General features: G+C 75.0%; 10 protein-coding genes. All 10 read right to left on the bottom strand.

Annotation, left to right across the window (positions count from 1 at the left end; genetic code table 11):
- Positions 1-4: 4 nt before the first annotated feature.
- Positions 5-1333, bottom strand: coding sequence for an RDD family protein (locus tag NP064_RS05995; RefSeq protein ID WP_227568714.1), 1329 nt, complete (start codon positions 1331-1333; stop codon positions 5-7).
- Positions 1330-3744 carry a transglutaminase TgpA family protein gene (locus NP064_RS05990; protein ID WP_227568713.1) on the bottom strand — a complete coding sequence of 805 codons (2415 nt, stop codon included), beginning with the start codon at positions 3742-3744 and terminating at the stop codon, positions 1330-1332. The genes NP064_RS05995 and NP064_RS05990 overlap by 4 nt, the downstream gene beginning before the upstream one ends.
- Complete coding sequence (locus NP064_RS05985; protein WP_227568712.1) at positions 3741-4889, bottom strand: DUF58 domain-containing protein; 1149 nt, start codon at positions 4887-4889, stop codon at positions 3741-3743. Before NP064_RS05985 ends, NP064_RS05990 begins: the two co-directional genes overlap by 4 nt.
- Positions 4890-4891: 2 nt before the next feature.
- The gene (locus tag NP064_RS05980) at positions 4892-5848 is read right to left on the bottom strand and encodes an AAA family ATPase (RefSeq protein WP_227568711.1); all 957 of its coding nucleotides are present in this window, start codon (positions 5846-5848) and stop codon (positions 4892-4894) included.
- 96 nt (positions 5849-5944) lie between these two features.
- Entirely contained in the window at positions 5945-11998 is a 6054-nt protein-coding gene (locus NP064_RS05975) for an Ig-like domain-containing protein (protein ID WP_227568710.1), read from the bottom strand.
- Positions 11995-13617 carry a serine/threonine-protein kinase gene (locus tag NP064_RS05970; RefSeq protein WP_227568709.1) on the bottom strand — a complete coding sequence of 541 codons (1623 nt, stop codon included), beginning with the start codon at positions 13615-13617 and terminating at the stop codon, positions 11995-11997. Before NP064_RS05970 ends, NP064_RS05975 begins: the two co-directional genes overlap by 4 nt.
- A complete protein-coding gene (locus NP064_RS05965; protein ID WP_227568708.1) occupies positions 13614-15059 on the bottom strand; it encodes an FHA domain-containing protein in 1446 nt (481 codons plus the stop codon). Before NP064_RS05965 ends, NP064_RS05970 begins: the two co-directional genes overlap by 4 nt.
- A gap of 1 nt (position 15060) precedes the next feature.
- Positions 15061-15885: a PP2C family protein-serine/threonine phosphatase gene (locus NP064_RS05960; RefSeq protein ID WP_227568707.1), complete on the bottom strand. Its 825-nt coding sequence runs from the start codon at positions 15883-15885 to the stop codon at positions 15061-15063.
- A gap of 108 nt (positions 15886-15993) precedes the next feature.
- Positions 15994-17490, bottom strand: a complete 1497-nt coding sequence (locus NP064_RS05955) for an alpha/beta hydrolase family protein (protein ID WP_227568706.1) — start codon at positions 17488-17490, stop codon at positions 15994-15996.
- Between the two features lie 76 nt (positions 17491-17566).
- Complete coding sequence (era, locus tag NP064_RS05950; protein ID WP_227568705.1) at positions 17567-18478, bottom strand: GTPase Era; 912 nt, start codon at positions 18476-18478, stop codon at positions 17567-17569.

The following is an 18478-nucleotide window of genomic DNA, read 5'->3' as shown; positions in this document are numbered from 1 at the left end:
GATCTTAGGCCTGCTGGCGGGCTCGCGGGCCTCGGATCAGCCGCAGACCGCAGTTGCCGAACGAGACCGTGGCCCCGACCGGTAGACGCACGTGCTGCTCTGGCCCGCAGACGATCTGCTGGCCGTCGGCGAGGGTCACCAGGGTGCCGTTGGTGGAGCCCCGATCGGCCACCCAGACCGCGTCGCCCTCGACCCCGATCTGCAGGTGGGTCTTCGAGACCGACCTGCCCGGGTCGACCACCCGCACCACCTGCACACCGTCCACAGCCACCGGGTTGCGACCGACCACCGCCGCGCTGGCCACCCGCACCAGCCGGCCGTCGTGCAGCTCGATCTCGGCGACGGACGGGTCTCCGGAGGGCTCGGGAGCCGCCAGCGGCTCGAGGGCGCGCGCCGGCGCCCGGTGCGTCAGCTCGAGCGCTGGATCGAGGGAGTCGTCGACAGGCTGGCCGTGGGCGGGCTGGCGGTCGGCGACGGCATCTCGACGGGCGGCGGCGTCGCCAGCGAACTGGACGGGGCGCACGACCGCCATCATGCGGGTGTCGACATCCGGCGACACCCCCGGCTCGCGCAGCGGCGGCAGCACCAGCCCACCGGTGGCAGGCCGGCGATCGGCCAGCAGCGCGTCGAGCCGGCGGGCGGCGGCCGCGTGGGCGTCCTGCGCCCGGGGCTGCCCTGCCGTCCGCGGCAGGGCAGCCGGGCCGGTGGGCTGCTCGACGCGGCCTGCCCCACCGGGCGCCGCAAGGTGCTCCACCGAGACCGGCTCGAGCTCGACGTGCTCGGGGCGCCGGCCCCTCGCTGGCCCACTCCGGGCCGGGCGACGAGTCGTCGCCCGGCCGCGCACATCCACGACCTCCGCGCCGGTGAGCCGGTCGTGCCAGCCGCGGCCCCTCCCCGAGCCGTCGAACAGCGGCGAGGCCAGCACCAGGAACTGGCCCACCAGGCAGGCGAGGGCGCCGCCCGCGATCAGCACGGTCCGCTGCAGGGCACGCCACATACCGATCGGATCACCTGTGCGGACGTCGACCGTGCGCAGGCCGGTCAGCCGGCGGCCGATCGTCCACCCGTGGACGCCGTGGGCCCACCACTGCACCACCCCGAGGGCGCCGCCGAGCGCCGTCGCGACGGCCATCGTGCCGAGCGCGCCCGGCGGGCTGTCGACCGCGTCCCACCCCGAGTCGGTCAGCTGCCGCAGCCACTCGGCGAGCACCGAGCCGAGTGGCGCCACGGCCACCGGGACGAGCAGCACGGCGTCAACGAGCGAGGCGAGGGCGCGCCGACCCAGCGGCGCGGACGGCGCGGGCACCAGGTAACGGGGTGCGGCGGACGTCATGGGATGCGTACCTCCTGGTCGACGAGCGTCCTCGTCCGAGACTCGTGCGTGGCGGCGGCTGGGCCGTGCTGCGGGCGTGACCTGGGCATGGGGCGGGCGGACGGGCTGGTGCGCGCCCGGCGCCGGCGCTCGCGCGCCGAGGCGAGCGACACGCGCGCACGCCACCAGCGCCGCCGGGAGACGCTGGCCCGCAGGTGCGACAGCGCGGCGTCCACCCGTGCCCAGTAGGCGGTGGCGACGTTCTCGCCCGGCGCTCCGGGCCCGAACACCACGGCGTCCGCCTCCTCCGCGAGCACCCGCACCACGGCCGCGACCCGGTCGCCGGAGCGTGCACGGGCGTCGTCGAGGGCGCCGGCCAGCGTCCGCGCCGTCTCCCGCCGGGTGGCCAGCGGCGACGTGGCGAGGCCCAGGTCGTGGGCCACGTCGAGCACCTCGTCCCAGCCGCCGGCGACGCTGGCGACCGGGTCGGGGGACGTGCGGCGCCGACGCCGGCGGCGGAGCTTGACCGCGACCACCAGCAGGAACGGCAGCGCCAAGAGCAGCAGCGGCACGGCGACCGCCCCGGCCACGATGGCCACCCTCAGCCACAACGGCCGGGCGTCGGGCGCGGCCTCGGGGTCCTGCGCCTGGGGCTGCTCGGTGTCGTCCTCGGGCGGCGACTCGGGCTCGGGCACCGGCGGCGGAGGCTGCACCACCTGGGGCTCCGGGTCGGACGGCGACGTCGTCGAGTCCTCGTGCGGGGTCTGCGTGCGCGGGGGCGTCGGGTCGAACGCGACCCAGCCATGCCCCTCGAACGCGATCTCCACCCACGCCTCGACGTCGTCGCCGGTGTACGTGACCTCGTCGGAGGGCTCGGCACCCTCCTCGTCCTCACTGGACGGCTGGCCCGCGCCGTCCTCCTCGCGGTCCTGTGACGCGACGAAGCCCATCACGACGCGCGAGGGCAAGCCCATCTGGCGGGCCATCAACGCCATCGCGGAGGCGTACTGCTCCCCGTCGCCCACCATCAGGTCGCCGCCCAGCAAGGACGTCAGACGGTCGGCGCCGTGGCCGGACAACGACGGGTAGTCGCCGCCGAGTCCGTGGCTGAAGAAGCCGTCCTCCGCGAGCGCCTTCTGCAGGCTCCGCGCGATCTCCACCGGCGTGCCGGCGTCACGGGCGACCGAGGCGGCGGCTACCGCCACCGCGTCCGGAACGGCGACGGCGGTCGGCACCACCACGGAGGCGGTGGAGGCGTCGCCGATCACCTCGTCCGACGGCTCGTCGGGGATCACCACGTCGAGCGTGTAGGCGAGGCCGGGCCGCAGCCCGCTGGTGAGCACCGCGGAGCCGGTGGCGTCGTTGTAGCGGACGTCGGCGGCAGCGGAGCCGTCGACGTCCACCGCGCGGGCCTGGCCCACCGTCGGCAGCCACACCCCTGTCAGGTCGTGGACCTCGACCTCCACGCGTGCCCGCTCGCCGCGGGCTGTCGTCTCGATGCTCTGCCCGACCCGCCGGTACTCCCCCGACGCGGCCGCGGAGCCGTCGCCCGCGACGTTCCACACGACGCCGTCGAACCGGTCCATCGTGGCCAGGCGCACCCGGGCACCCGGGGGAAGGCCGCGCACGGTGAACAGTGCGACGTCCTCGTCCTTGACGTGCTTGCGGAACGCCGACAGCGGGCTGGGGTAGTCGCTCGGGTCGAAGGGCGGCACGAGCTCGTCGCGGAGCACGAACCGGGGCGTGTCCCCGACGACCACCGGCCCGCCGAGCAGGCCGCCGGCGACCGTGAGCACCACCATCGACGACACCGCGGCCACCCGGCGCGCGCGCAACGCGCCTGACCGCCACGCGGCCCAGCCGAGCATGGCCAGGCCGAGGGCGACTCCACCGGCCACCGGCGCGACCGTGGTCCGGGAGCCCAGCAGCACCGCCAGCGGCAGGACCGCCACCGGCACGACGGCCGCCACGGCCGCGACGGCGGGACGCGCGCGCAGCGTCAGGGCCACCGCGGTCGCGGAGCCGGCCAGTGCCAGCAGGAACGGCACGACGAGGAAGTTGGAGGCGGCGCCGAGCGGTGGCTGCAGCGTCAGCATCTGCTTCCACGAGGTCGCGGCGCCCGCCACGAGCGACGAGAACGTGCCGAGGGTGGGCAGCACCCCGGCGACCGTGGTCGACGGGGCCGCGAACGCACCGCCGCAGACCAGGTACGCGAGGACGAGCCCGGCCACAACGGTGATCGCCGACCAGCGGCGCAGCGCGCCGAGCACGGCCACGCCGGAGCCGAGCACCAGGCCGCCGGCGATGGCGGGTGCGGCGGCCGATGCGCCGTACACCGGGGCCAACGGGACGAGGGCAGCCGCGAGGGCCGCCACGAGCACGAGCACGTCGACCGCGGCCCGCCAGCCGGCGCGGGGAGCCAGGGCGCTCATCCGAGCGCCCTGCGCAGCACACGGGGCAGGTCGTCGAGCCGGCCCAGGACGCCGAGGGTCAACGAGCCCTGGGTGCGCACCTCGACGTCCGCGCCCAGCGCGCAGGTCAGCACCACCGTGCGGGTGCCCACCGGGACGTGGCGCACCCCGGCGCGCAACTGGCCGACCGTCGGGGTCGAGCCGGCGACCAGCAGGGCCACCGACGCCTCCGGGGCGTCGCGCGCGATCCGCCTGCCGAGGTCGCCCGCGCCCGCTGTGCCGAGCGCGAGGCCCAGCGCCGCGCAGTCGTCGAGGAGCCGCGGCGGGGTCTCCACGCGCAACCGCCCGGGCCCCGCGAGGACGGCGAGGTCACGCTCCTCGCGCAGCACCTGGACGCCCAGGGACGCGGCCGTCGAGACCGCCAGCTCGAACTCGTCGGCGTCGGCGTAGTCGCGAGGGTCGGTGGACAGCGCCACGACGGTCTGCGTGCGCCGCGTGTCCTCGAACTGCTTGACCATCAGCACCCCGCGTCGCGCGGTGGTGCGCCAGTGGATGTACCGGCGGTCGTCGCCCGCGACGTAGTCGCGCAGCGCGTGGAACGACAGGTCGGAGTCGGACAGGTCGCGGGTGGACTGCCCCTCGAGGTCGCGTAGCAGCCCGGAGCTCGCGCCCGTGAGCGAGACGATCCGGGGGTGCACGAAGAGCTCGACGGGCTCCGTCCAGCGCAGCCGACGCCGGGCCAGGCCCAGCGGGTCGCCGCGCACCGAGCGCACCGGCCCCACGACGACGACCGCACGGCGGGACGTCGGGATGGCGAAGAGGTCCTCGTGCTCCTCTCCGCCGGACAGCGAGGGCAGCGGCAGCTCGGCGGCGCCCGTGCCGACCGGGAGCTCGATCCGGGCGGGCAGCGAGCGCCGCCGGGACGCGTTGCGCACGGTGAGGCGGCCGACGGCCCGCTCCCCGACCCGCACACGCCGGTCGGCCAGGTACAGGTCCACCACGTACCGGTCCCGCCCGACCGTCATCACCAGCGAGACGACGACCGCCACGCCCAGCGCCGCCCCCAAGGCAGCGAGCTCGAGCCAGCCCAGCCACCGGCCGAGAACGAGGCCGGCCAGGGCGCCGATGACGGCGCCCCAGCCGACAGGGCTGATGCGTGGCAGCACCGTCAGACCGCCCGCAGGGCCGGGGGCTGGGTGTCCGCGACGATCCGGTCGAGCACGTGGGTGGTGGTCACGCCCGCGAACTCCGCCTCGGTGTCCAGCATGAGCCGGTGCGCGAGCACGGGCGTGGCGAGCGACTTCACGTCGTCCGGCACGACGTACGCGCGGCCCTCGGAGGCCGCCCAGACCTTCGCGCAGCGGACGAGCGCCAGGCCGCCGCGCACGCTGGCGCCGAGCGAGGTCTGGGCGTCCTCGCGCGTGGCCTCGAGCAGGCGTGCCACGTAGTCCAGGACGGCGGCGTCGATGTGCACCGTCGTGGCCAGCTGGGCCATGTCCCCCACCGCGTGGGTGGTGATCTTCGGCTTCAGCGTCGTGGTGCGGTCCTTCGCCCCCGCGAGGATCTCGACCGCCGCCACCCGGTCCGGGTACCCCAGCGACGTCTTGATCAGGAACCGGTCGAGCTGCGCCTCGGGCAGCCGGTAGGTGCCCGCCTGCTCGATGGGGTTCTGCGTGGCGATGACCATGAACGGGCGGCCCACCGGGTGGGTCACCCCGTCCACCGTGATCTGGCCCTCCTCCATGACCTCGAGCAGCGCGGACTGGGTCTTGGGCGAGGCCCGGTTGATCTCGTCGGCCAGCACCACCGAGGCGAAGATGGGGCCGGGGTGGAACTCGAACCGTCCCGAGCCCTGGTCGTAGATGGTCACGCCGGTGACGTCGCTGGGCAGCAGGTCCGGGGTGAACTGGATGCGGTGGTGGGTGCCCTGCACCGTGGCCGCGATGGCCTTGGCCAGCGACGTCTTGCCCGTTCCCGGCGCGTCCTCGAGCAGCAGGTGGCCCTCGGCGATCATCGCCGTCATGGCCAGGCGCACGGCGTGCTCCTTGCCGAGCAGGGCACGGCCCACGTTGTCCACGAGCGCGCCGAAGGTCTCGGCGAACCAGGTCGCTTGCTCAGGTGTCATCGGGATGCTCTCTCTGGGTGGGGCTGGTTCAGCGAAGGTCTCAAGGCGGCGCGCCCTGGCACGGCGCGGCCGCGGACGTCTAGCGGCTCATCCGGCTCATCCGCTCGTGGCCGGGACGGCGATCTCGGCCGACGTGGCCCAGGCGCTGGGCCCGACGGCGTTGACGGCGCGCACACGGACCGTGACGGCGCCGCCCCCGGGCACGGTCTCCCGGGCCACGCCCAGGACGCCGGCGCCCACCGAGCCACGCTTGAGCACCGCCGCGCCGCGGAGGATCTCCCACTCGTAGCCGGTGACCGGCCGCCCGTTGTCGACCGGCGCCGTCCAGGCGAAGTCGAGCACCTCGGCGCCCGGGGAGGACGCGGTCAGCTGTCCCGGGGCGTCGGGGACCGCTGCCCGGCCCGGCTGGGCCGTCTGACGGACCGGCTCAGACCAGCCGACGGCGTTCCCGACCCGGTAGTCGATGGTGACGTCTCCGCCCGCCTGCCCGTGCACCGCCGGAGGCGCGCCGGTGACCCAGTCCCGATCGTCGCCCAACGCGCGGCTGCTGTTGACCCGGTGCTGCCGCCGGTCGATCGGCGATCCGCCGTCCGCGCCGTCGGCGACCACGATGGAGACCTGGTCGACTGCTCCCGCCGCGACGGTGAGCCTCGGCTGCTGGGGCACTGTCCGCACGGTGACGCCGGTGAACGTCGCCCACTCGCTGGCCAGGTCGCGCGTGTTGACGGCGCGGATCCGTGCGGTCACCGTCGTGCCGCCCGTGGCGGGGATGGTGAAGGCGCGGGAGCTCGTCGTGCCGTAGCCCTCGATCTCGTAGTGCTTGATCGACATGCCTCGGCCTCCGGCGTCGGCGGGCGCCGTCCATGCCAGCACCACGGCGCCGGCGCCGAACGCGGTGCCCGACGTCGTCGCCGACAGCCCCTTCGGGGTGTCCGGCGCGCTGTACGTGGTGCCCGTGACGACCCCCCAGGCGGACTCGCCCGCCCGGTTCACGGCGCGGACCCGGATCTCGTAGGTCTTGCCGCGCTCGGCCTCGGCGATCACGAAATGGTTGGACGTCCCGTTGGCCACGGGCGGGCCCCCGTCCACGGAGACGTGGTACCCGGTGATCGGCGCGCCGTTGTCCGCCGGGGCGTCCCAGTCGACGTCGATGCGGCCGGTGGTGCCGAACCACCCGGTGACGGTGCCGACGGCACGCGGCATGGGCGCCTCCGGGGCCTTCGCCGGGGTGGCCGGCGCCGACGGCGTGCTCCAGGCGCTGGGCTCGGGGAGCCTGTTGTAGGCGCGCACCTGCACGGTGTACGCGGTGCCGTTCCGCAGACCGTTGAACGTGGCGCCCAGCGACGAGGTGGTCTGGGTGGCGCTGCCGCTGCCGGGCGCCGGCGAGATCATCACGTCGTACCGGGACACCGGCGAGCCAGGGCTCGTCGGCGCGGTCCACGACACGCTGACCTGCCCGTCGCCCGAGACGAGCGTCGGCGGCTCGGGCCTGTCCGGCACGGCGTCGGGCCGCGCCGTCGCCGACGCCGGGCTCGGCTCGGACCAGTCCACCGCGTTCAGCGCGGCGACCGTGAAGGTGTACTCGACGTCGTTGGTGAGGTTGTCGATCGTGCACGTGGTGCTGGCGCACTGGCGCGACCCGGCGCCGGCGGCCGGGGTGGGCGTCACGCGGTAGCCGGTGATCCGCTCACCGCGGTCGTCCGGGGCGTCCCAGCTGAGCACGACGGTGCGGTCGCGGACCTCGACGACCCGCGGCGCCTTGGGGGTGGCCGGCTTGCCGCGCACGACCACGGTGATGCGGCCCTCGACCTGCCGGTCCGGGTCGCCGGTGGCGTCGCGCACGCCGAACCGGACGACCATCTCTCCGACGAAGTCGGTTCCCGGCCGCACCACGACGTTGGCGCCGGACAGGGACGCCGTGCCGGAGCCGGGCGTCTCGACGACGGCCTCGACGATGGTCAGCGGGCTGTCCGGGAAGGGGTTGCGCGCCCCCGCGAGGGCGTCGACGGTGACCTCGCGCCCCTGCACCCCGTCCGTGATGCGGCGGTCGAGGACCCGGGGCATGGCCCGGGTGCTCGCGGTCGTCCGCAGGTCCACCGTGACCTCCATCGACCCCGCCCGCCCATAGCCGAGCGTGAGGTCGATCGAGCCGATCGTGCCCTTGGCGGTGGTGCGGCCCGCCGCGACGCGCAGCACCGAGCCGTCCAGGGTGGCGGTGAACCCGGAGGGGACGGCGGAGCGCAGCTGGTACGAGTACAGGTCCGCGCTGCCGGTGGCCCCCTCGGGGCCGGTGGTGAGCGTCCGCAGGTCCACCGCCACCGGCTCCTCGCCCGGCGCCACGGCGATCGTCGGCGCGATGAACTTCGGGGGGTGGTCGTCCACCGCGTACACCGTGATCGACAGGGTGATGACGGAGGTGCGGCCGGTGGTGTCCGAGACGCTCGTCCGGTCCGTCACAGGCACCGTGATGGACGCCGGGCCGGCATACCCGGACGCCGAGGTGAACACCAGCGTCGTGGCGTCCCGCACCAGGTGGGACCCGTCGGACTTGGTGGCCTGCACCGCGGACGGGTCCGCGATCGTCGCGACGCGCCCTGGCGCCACCTGCACCTGCTCGTCGAGCGGGATCACGATCTGCTCGCCGGACGCCACCCGCAGCTCGGGCGCCTTGGGGCGTGGCGTCGGCGGGAAGAACCCCAGCGCGGGCACGGTGATGAACGCGTACGTCCGGGCGGTGCTGCGCGCGGTCGTGTTGGTCAGCAGGTACGGCACCGTCTGGGCGTGCTCCCCGAGCGTGATGACGACGCTGCCGGTGGGGGTGACCGACGCGACGCCCGCCGCCGAGTCGGGCACCGACACCTCGAGGTCGCTCAGCGGCCCGCTCGGGTTCTGCGCCACCGCGAGCACATCGACCTCGACGCTCTCCCGGCCGAGGGTGTCGATCGCCGGCACCACGACGTCACGGGCCACCGGAGGCAGCACGGGCGCGTCCTCGAGCACGTTGACAGTGAGCACCGCGGAGTCCCTGCCGCCGCGGCCGTTGGTCACCGTGTACGCGATCTGCAGGACGCCGGGGCTCGGCGGCGCCTGGACGATGATCCGCCGGCCCTCGACCTTGGCATCGATGCCCTCGGCCATGTCGAGCTCCTCGGCGAGGGCGAGCTCGCCACCGCTGGCGTCGATGTCGTTGGCCAGCACGCGCACCTCGACCCGCTGGCCGGGCCGCACGGTCACGTCGTCGTTGCGGGCCACGATCTGGGCGCTCTCCGCGGGCCGGGGGCTGATGCCGACCCGGATGGTCGCGACGGCCCGTTGCCCGGTCCAGTCCTCGACCGCGTAGGTGAACGAGTCGGTGCCCGTCTCGTTGGGCAGCGCCTCGTACTCGAGCCAGTCGGCCCCCGAGTCGATGACCCGCCCCTTGGTGGGCGCCACCGCCACGCCGAGCAGCGTCACGCCGTCGCCGTCGTCGTCGATGCCCACCAGGGGCACCGCGATGCGGATGGCCTCGCCCTCGAAGACTCGGGCGGTGAGGTCGCGCGGGCGGGGCGGCGACTTGCTGGTGGCGTCCGACGCGTGCACCCGCACCGTCAGGGTCGCCGCGGTCTCGTTGCCGGTCTCGTCGCGGACGACGAAGGTCGCGTGGGCGGTGAGCGGGGTCGCGGGGGCCTGGTAGCGGAGCACGTCGCCCGAGACGAAGAGCAGGCCCTCGCCCTCCCCGAGCGGCTCGGCGAGGGCTGGCACGACGGAGAGCGCGTCGCCGTCAGGGTCGTAGGCGTGGTCGAGCACCCGCACCGTCACGACTCCCCCGGTGCGCACGCTCACCTCGAGGTTCTCCACGACGGGCGGTTGCGCGACCGCGGACGCGGGCACCGGGTGGACGGCGATCTCCCCGACCGCCGACGCCGCGCCGTTGGACACCGTGTACGTGAGCGACACGGGGGCGGTGAGGGTGCGCGTCGCGGAGATCCGCACGAGCTCGTGGTTGAGGATGGCGACCCGCAGCCCGGAGTCCTCGGGCGTGTCCACGGACTGCAGCACCAGCACCCCGCCGGCCGGGTCGGAGTCGTTCGCCAGCGGCGCCACGGTCACCTCGCGGCCAGGGGCCAGGGACACCCGGTCCCGCACCGCCACGGGCGGCTCGACCTGCGACGGCCACTCGAGCACGTCCACCCGGGCCAGGCCCGTGGCCTGCTGCGGGGCCGCCACCACGACGAAGCTCACGTAGTAGGTGCCGGGGCGCGGGGCGCTGAACGTGAACGTGCCGGCGGCGAGGTCGGTGGTGATCTTGGCGCCGGGCAGGTCGTCGACCCCCGCGAGGCGCACCGGCTCCTTGCCGCTGGTGCGCACGGCGTCGAGCGGCTGCAGCCGCACCGGCTGGTCCACGTAGGTGACCGCGTGCACCGGGTCGATCTGGGGCGCCAGCGAGCCCGCGGCTCGGATGTCCACGACGAGCGTGCCCTCGACGGTCTCCTGGCCGTCCGAGACCAGCAGCCGGACCTCGGTGCGGCCCAGCGTCCCGCCGTCCGCCTGATACGTGACGATCCCGTCCTGCCGGAACCGGACCGTGCCCGACGTCGCCGTCGCGTCGACCAGCGTGAGGTCGTCGCCGTCGGGGTCGGTGAAGTCGGCCAGGGCGTTGTACTGCGCGTGCGCATCCTGCTCGACGCTCAGCGAGCCGATCCGGCTCTGCACTGGCGCGTCGTTGATGCCCGGGTCGCGGACCGTGAGCTGCACGTCGGCCGTCGACGGGGCGCTGGTGCCCCGCCCGTCCGAGATCGTGTACGTGAAGACGACAGTCCCCGCGGCGTCGGGGTTGACCCGGACCTGCAGCGCGCGCCCTCCGTAGATCGCCTGGAGCGTGCCGAACTCCTCGGGCAGGGGGTCGAACTCGCTCACCGCGAGGATCCCGCAGTCCGAGGAGGAGTCGTTGTCGATGACCGGCAGGATCATCGTCCGTCCCGGGCGCACTCCGAAGACGTCGTCTTGGGCCTGCGGGGCGGACGACTCGGCGCCGCACTCCGCGAGGAGGTCCTGGGTGGTCGCGGCGCCCTCGGCCTCCTCCTGGCTCTCCTCAGGCTCGTCCTCGGGGACGATGTCCTGCCAGTTCGGCTCGCGGAGCGCGACGTCCTCCATCGGCATCCACAGCCGGCCGCGCAGGGTGTCGTTCAGCACCACGACGCCGCGGTTGACCCGGAACGTCAGCTCGTCGCTGGTGGTCATGCCCTCGAGGTCCAGCACCTCCGGCTTGCCCTCGCCGCAGCGCCGCAGGTACGAGCCGGAGCCCGAGGCCCAGGCGCCGTGCGCACAGCCGTCGAGCCGCACCGGCGCGGCAGGCACGCCCTGGCCCGTGGTGGCATGACGTGCCACGTCGCCACCGCCGAGCGGCGCCTCGAGCAAGGCGTCCCGTGTCGCCACCAGCACCGTGTCATGGGCCGGGCCGGGCTGCTGCAGGACCACGTCGCGCCCGCCCTCGAGCGGCACAGCCGCCCGGCGGCTGCGCACGGTGTCGCTGCTGAGGCCCACCGGCTCGTCGCCCACCGCGGTGAGCTGCTCGACCGGGGCCCCGAGCGTCCCCGCGGGCTCGGCCTGCGGCTGCCCGTCGACCAGTGCGACCCGCGTGACGTCGCCGGTCTCGGCGTCCACGCCGTAGGCCACCCCCGAGTCGGTGACCACCACGCGGCCACCCGCGCCGAGCACCATGTCCGGCGTGTCCGCCGCGGGCGCGAGCCCGCCGAGCTGCGCGACGGGACGCACCCACGCGTCGCCGTCCGGGTCGACCAACGCGATCGTCCCGCCGCCCATCGACACCTCGGAGCCCGAGGGCACGGCGACCTGGGCGGCGAGCGTGACCGTGGCCGGGTCCACCAGGGACACGGTGACGGGCTCGACCAGCAGCACGTCCGCGCCGTCCTGCAGCACGTCGAAACGGCTGCCGGTCGTCACCAGTCCCGCGTTGAGCTCCTCGACCTGCGCGTTCAGGCGTCCGAGCCGCAACGACTCGGTGGCGGTCAGCCACACGCCGGCGTCATTGAGGTCGACCCGGGCGAGGGGGAAGCCGGGGTTCACCAGGGCCAGCACCAGGAGCACGGCAGGGGCCGTGACGAGGGCGGCCGCCTGGGCGACGCGACGGCGGGCTGCGAGCAGTCTCATGACGCGCAGGCCTCCGCGGGCGACGCCGAGGACGCGCGGTTCGCTCGGACGATCGACACCTCGACGCACACGGTCTCATCGGCCGAGGCCGGGACGGACACGCGACGCTCCCCCACGAGCTCGAGCTCGGCCCCGCCGGTCGCGGTCCGCACCCCCCACAGGTACTGGTCGCCCTCGGCCGGGTCGGGGTTCGTCCAGGTGAACTCGACGCCGCTGGGGGTCCGTCGGCCCACGAGGTCGGCGGGCGCGGGCACCACGGAGGACACCCCGCCGAGGGTCGGGCGGGCGAGCTCGCTCACAGTCGGCATCGGCATGGGCCTGGGCGGGGCGTCGGCCCGGCCGCCGAGGGTCAGGGCGGCGACCCCGGCGAGCGCCGCCACGACGAGAACGCCCGAGACGGAGCTGACCGCCACGCGCCTGCGGCGGCGGGCGTCAGGCGCCGCGGGGTCGGACTGGCCCGCCGCGGGCGCCGCGTCAGCGCCGGGGCGCGCTGCACCCTCGCCGCCGGGCGTCGGGACCGGGGCCGCCGCGCCGGGGATCCTGGCCGTCTGCGGGAGGTTCAGCCGCACCTGGGAGGGCCCGTCGAGCTCGGGCAGGGGCGCGCCCGCATGGGTGCGCGAGGACATCTCCGCCGGGAGCCCGGACGCGTCGATGCTGATCACCGGGCGGAGCCGGGTCGCGTCGTCGCCCGCCGGCGCGTCCTGCGCCGACGTCAGGTGGGCGGGGTTCGGGGGCGCCAGGCGCGCGTCGTCGGGCAGGTCGAGCGGCGTCACCGCGAAGCCGAGCGACGCCTCGACCTGCTGCAACGCCCGTGCGAAAGCGGCCGCGCTGGCGAACCGCTCGTTCGGGTCCTTGGCCATCGCCCGGGCCAGCACCGCCTGCAGCGACGCGGGGACATCCTCGCGGCCGGTCGGCTGCAGAGGGCTGCGCTCGATCCGGGCGACGACGTCGGCGGCCCCGTTGGGGCTGCCGGGCACCTCGAAGGGGGTTCGGCCGGCCAGCAGGGAGTACACCGTCGCCGACAACGAGTACACGTCGGAGCGGGCGTCGCCGTGGGGCTGCTGGGCGAGCAGCTCGGGCGGCGACCACGGGATCGACATGCCGAGCGCGGCCCCCGCGCCGGCGCCCGTGGTGGCGGCGATCCCGAAGTCGGTGAGCGCCGGCCAGCCGAAGTCCGTGGTCAGGACGTTGGCTGGCTTGATGTCGCGGTGCAGGATGCCCGCGCGGTGCGCCGTCTCCACGGCAGAGCCCAGCCGCACGCCGATGCGCAGGGCCTCCGGCACGGAGATCCGCTCACGCCGGTAGCGCTCGGCGAGGGCCGGCCCGGAGCAGTACTCCATGACCAGGTACGGGCGGCCGTCGCGGGCGATGTCGGCGTGGTGGATCGTGACGATGGACGGGTGGTGGGACAGCTGCGCCATGAGGTTGGCCTCGGTGCGGAAACCCGAGCGCAGGTCGTCGTCGAGCGAGCCGGCCAGCAGCACCTTGACCGCCACCGAGCGGCGCGGCAGGTCCTGCTCGTACAGGAAGACGTCGGCGAACCCGCCGAGCCCCAGCACCCGGACGTACCGGTGGCCCGCGATCTGCGGTGGCGTCGACGCCTCGCGGCGTGCGGTCACGTACCCCGCTCCACCGTGAACGTGACACCGTCCCCGAGGTCGACGAGCTCACCGGGGCGCACGACCGTCGGCTCCCCCGGGTGCAGGCGTCGCGCGCGCTCGCCGTCGCGGGACACGAGCACGCCGTTGGTGGACTGCAGGTCCGTGACCAGCACGTCCTCGCCCTCGGCGCGCACCTCGGCGTGCGTGCGCGAGATGTCCTGCTGCGGCGAGGGGACGCTCACCAGGCGGGGTATCTCGCTGTTGGTGACCCGCAGCACCTGCGGGGCGCGCCCCAGCAGGACGGAGCGGTCGAGCGGGACGACCGCGCCCGTGGACAGCACCAGGCGGGACACCGCGGGGGGCGCCGGGGCCACCACCCGGAACGGGCCGGGCACCTCGTCGCCCGCCCACGACGGGAGCTGGTCGCGGATCGCCACGAGGTCGCTGCTGAGGATGGTCAGCCCGTCGTGGTCGTCCGGCGGGACCTCGCCAGTCGCGACGGCTCCCTGCTGGGCGTGCAGCACGGCCTCGGCCTCCGCCACCACCGACTCCTGGCCGGGCATGGGGAGGTGGGCCGTGGCCGGCTCCGACCCGCCGTAGGCGTCGGTGGCGGGCGCCTGCGGCGCGCCGCCGACCTGGTCGAGCGGGGCGTCCAGTGCGGACGGGGCGGCAGGAGCGTCGAAGGCGATGCTAGGGGCGGGCTCCTCGGCGGGCGGCAGCAGCCAGGCGGGCGCGCCCTCGATCAGCCCTCCGGCGTCCGCGACGGGGTCGGCCGCCCGATGGCTGCCACCCTCGAGCTCGGAGGCCCACACCACGGCCTCGCTGGCGAGCGTGGGCTCCACAGGCGCCGGCTCGTCCGACACGGCGGCCTCGGGCTCGGAAGCGGGCTCGGGCTCGGGCGCAGGCAGCGGCTCGACAGCGGGCACGGGCTCGCCGGGCAGCGGCTCGCCGCCCAGCGCGCCGACGCTCGCGTCGACGGGCGACGCCACGACCGGAGACGCGAGGCCCGCCTCGGAGGACGCGGCCAGCGCGACCCGCACGCCGTCGGCGCGCACCACCCCGGTGGCGATCGGCCAGGCGGTCGTCCCGGACCACGTCGGCGCCCCGCTGACGCGCACCGTCATGACATCGGCGCCCTCCGCGACGCGCTCCGACCAGGTGGTGACCTCGCCGGCCGTGAGCACGCGGGCGCCGCCCGCTCCGCTGACCTCGACCTCGACCTCGCCGCGCAGGGCCGCGTGCACGCGCCCGGACGTGACGTCGACGAGGGCGAAGGGCTGCAGGCCGCTGATGCCGCCGCGCAGCAGCACCTCGAGCTGGTCGGCGATCCCGCCGTGCGTGGGCGCGGCGTCCCACACCGCGCGGACCGTCTCGGCAGGGGTGGACGGAGCCAGCAGCGCCACCATCCCGTGCGCGACGACGGCGTGCCATGTCCCAGGGGTGTACTCGGGCACGTTCACGTCAGATCTCCCTCGTCCTGGCACGCGGCACGGTGGCGCCGTCGAGCATCTCGTCCCAGGCTCCCGGGCCGAGGCCCGCCCCCGCGCGTGGGACCGTCATGTGGGTGTCGCCCGCGTCGGCGGTGGCGACGTCCACCACCACCGTGCTGACGTTGTCGTGGCCGCCCGCGTCGACGGCCAGCCGCACGAGCTCCTGGGCCGCCTCCTGCGGGTCGGCGAAGAGCCCGAGGACCTCGCTGATCGCCGCGTCGGAGAGCTCGCCGGTCAGGCCGTCCGAGCACACCAGCACCCGGTCGTGGGGCCCGGCGGGAATCATCCAGTAGTCGGGCTCGGGGCTGGCGCCGCTGCCGAGCGCGCGCGTGAGGACGTGGCGCTCAGGGTGCGAGCGCGCCTGCTCCGCGTCGAGCGCCCCGTTGTCGAGCATCTCCTGGACCACCGAGTGGTCGACGCTGATCTGGCGGAGGTGGCCGTCCACCCAGCGGTAGACGCGGGAGTCGCCCACGTTGAACACCAGCCAGTACGAGCTGCCCTCGTGCTCGGCGACTGCCACCCCGGAGACCGTGGTGCCGCACGGGCGCCCGTCGAGGGCCTCCCGGATCCGCTCCGCGGTGCGGGTGAAGCAGGCGTGCACGTCGTCCGAGGTGGCGTGCGGCTGCCCGGCGAGCTGGGCGAACTCCTCGACCGCCAGCCTGCTGGCGACGTCGCCAGCGTCGTGCCCGCCCATGCCGTCGGCCACGAGGAACACCGGCGGGTAGGCCAGCAGCGCGTCCTCGTTGACCGCGCGCACGAGCCCGCGATCGGTCGCGGAACCCCACGACGTGCGCAAAGACTCACCCCCACGAACTTGTCCGGGGCGGCACGCGCCCCCGATCTTGATGTATCGGCCCACATCGTGCCTTAGTTGAGAGGCAGATGCGTACCACCGCCCACCGGGTCAGATGCCCAGCTGGTAGACCCCCCAGTAGGCAAGGACGACCAGCAGCACCGCCGCGCCCAGCACCGTCGTCGCGAACGACCCGATGGCGACCGCGCCACGGGCGATCGCGGCGCCGGACTCCCGCACGCGGCGCGCCCGCTCGATGAGCAGCACCCCCGCCACCACGGCGGCGATCCCCAGCACGCGCACCGCCAACCAGCCGCCCTGCACGATCCAGACGTTGCGCTCGTAGCCGAGGGCGAGCCGCGCCACGGCCAACAGGTACCAGATGAGCGCGCCCACGGTCAGCAGCGACAGCACTCCCAGGAGCCACGTGCGGAGTGCCATGCCCGGCGCGATGGCGCTGTCGGAGGGCTGTCCGCGGACGCGCCGGAGGGCTGCCGCGACGAGCAGGATCACCGGGCCCAGGGCGACGAGGCCGGCCCCGACGACCGCGACCCCGAGCACCACGTCGCCGTCGCCGAGCCAGCGCGGTGTCGGCACCGGCGCCGCCGCGTAGAGCTGGACCGGGTCCGCGCCGGCGATGCGCGGCGCCGCGCCGGCGGTGGACGGCAGTCCGGCCACCCAGTCCGCGAGGTCCCGCAGGAAGACCGACGAGACCTTGCCGTCGACCTTCAGGCCGTGGTTGGCGTTCTCGTAGTACCGGACGGTGATGTCGGTGTTCCCGACGATGGCGGTGTCGCGGATGATCTGCTCGGCGCCCTGGACCATCGGCATGGACAGGTCGGCGGTGCCGTAGACGACGAGCACCGGCTGGGTCATCTGGCGCTGGAACGGCGCGACGTCGAAGTCCACGTACTCGAAGTCGCCGCCCGGCAGCGAGATCCCGACGGCGCGCGGGATGGCGCGGAAAACCCCGCCAGGCACCCCGGTGTTGCGCAGGTAGGCGTCGGTGGCGAACGCGGCCTGCTGGCGCGGCGGCACGACGGGCGCCGAGACGAGCACCACGAAGGCGACCTCGGGATCGCGCGCGGCGATCACCGGCGCGATCCAGGCGCCCTCGCTCTCGCCGTAGACCCCCACCTTGCCCGGGTCGACGCCGGGCACCTCGCGCAGCGCCCGGACCGACCTCTCGTAGTCCGCGGCCATCTCCACGTAGTCGCGATGGCTCGTCGAGTAGGTGTCCAGCCGCTTGCTCGGCACGAGCGTCACCACGCCGGCGGCCGCGAGCGCCTGGGTCTGGGCGCCGAACGCGCTCTCGGACTGCCCGGTGCCGGCGCCGTGGACGAACACCACGCCGGGCCTGCCCTCGGGAGCCCCGACGGGCTCCATCAGCCGGGCGTCGACGCTGGAGCCGTCCAGCTCGACGGTGATCTGGCTGACCCGCACGTCGTACTGCTGGCGTGGGAGCGCGCCGCCGATCGTCGTGGACACCCGTTCGCGGGGCAGGGCCTCGCTCAGGGGCGCCGGGTCCCACTGGGGGCCCATGATCGCGCCGATGAAGGCCAGGATGAGGATGCCCACCGCGGTGCTCCCTGCGATGCGGAAGGGCATGGGGCCAGTATCGCGCACGACGCGATCCGGCACTGGGGACAGGTCGTGCCCCGGTGCGTGGGAGGACATCGACGCGTCAGAAGCCGAGGCGGCCGAGCTGCTTCGGGTCCCGCTGCCAGTCCTTGGCGACCTTCACGTGCAGGTCGAGGAAGACCCGCGTGCCGAGCAGGGCCTCGATCCCCTGACGGGCCTGCGTGCCGACCTCGCGGAGCCGCGAGCCGCCCTTGCCGATGATGATCGCCTTCTGGCTGTCGCGCTCCACGAACAGGTTGACCCGGACGTCGAGCATGGGCCGCTCCTCCGTGGAACCCTCGCGGGGCAGCATCTCGTCGACCACCACGGCGAGCGAGTGCGGAAGCTCGTCGCGGACGCCCTCGAGCGCGGCCTCGCGCACCAGCTCGGCGACCATCACGGCCACGGGCTCGTCGGTGAGCTCGCCCTCGGGGTACAGCGCGGGGCCCTCCGGCAGGTGGCCCACGAGCACCTTCTCGAGCACGTCGACCTGGTAGCCCGACTCGGCGGACACCGGGACGATGTCGGCCCAGTCCCCCAGCTGCGAGATGCCCAGCAGGTGCTCGGCGAGGCGCTGCTTGCCCACCAGGTCCGCCTTGGTGGCGATCGCCACCACCGGCGTCCTCCCCGGGCCCTGCGCCAGCTCGCTGAGCTGCTCGGCGATGTACCGGTCCCCGGGCCCGACCTTCTGGTCGGAGGGCAGGCAGAAGCCCACGACGTCGACCTCGGTGAGGGTGTCGCGGACCAGGGTGTTGAGCCGCTCCCCCAGGAGGGTGCGGGGGCGGTGCAGGCCGGGGGTGTCCACCAGCACGAGCTGCGCGTCGTCACGGTGCACGATGCCGCGCACGGTGTGCCGCGTGGTCTGCGGGCGGCCGGAGGTGATCGCGACCTTCTGCCCGACGAGCGCGTTGGTGAGGGTGGACTTGCCGGCGTTCGGCCGCCCGACGAAGCAGGCGAATCCTGAGCGGAAGGTCAT

Origin of the sequence: Cellulomonas chengniuliangii (assembly GCF_024508335.1) — a bacterium.
GTDB classification, from domain to species: Bacteria; Actinomycetota; Actinomycetes; order Actinomycetales; family Cellulomonadaceae; genus Cellulomonas_A; species Cellulomonas_A chengniuliangii.
This window is presented reverse-complemented; position numbering and strand designations above follow the sequence as displayed.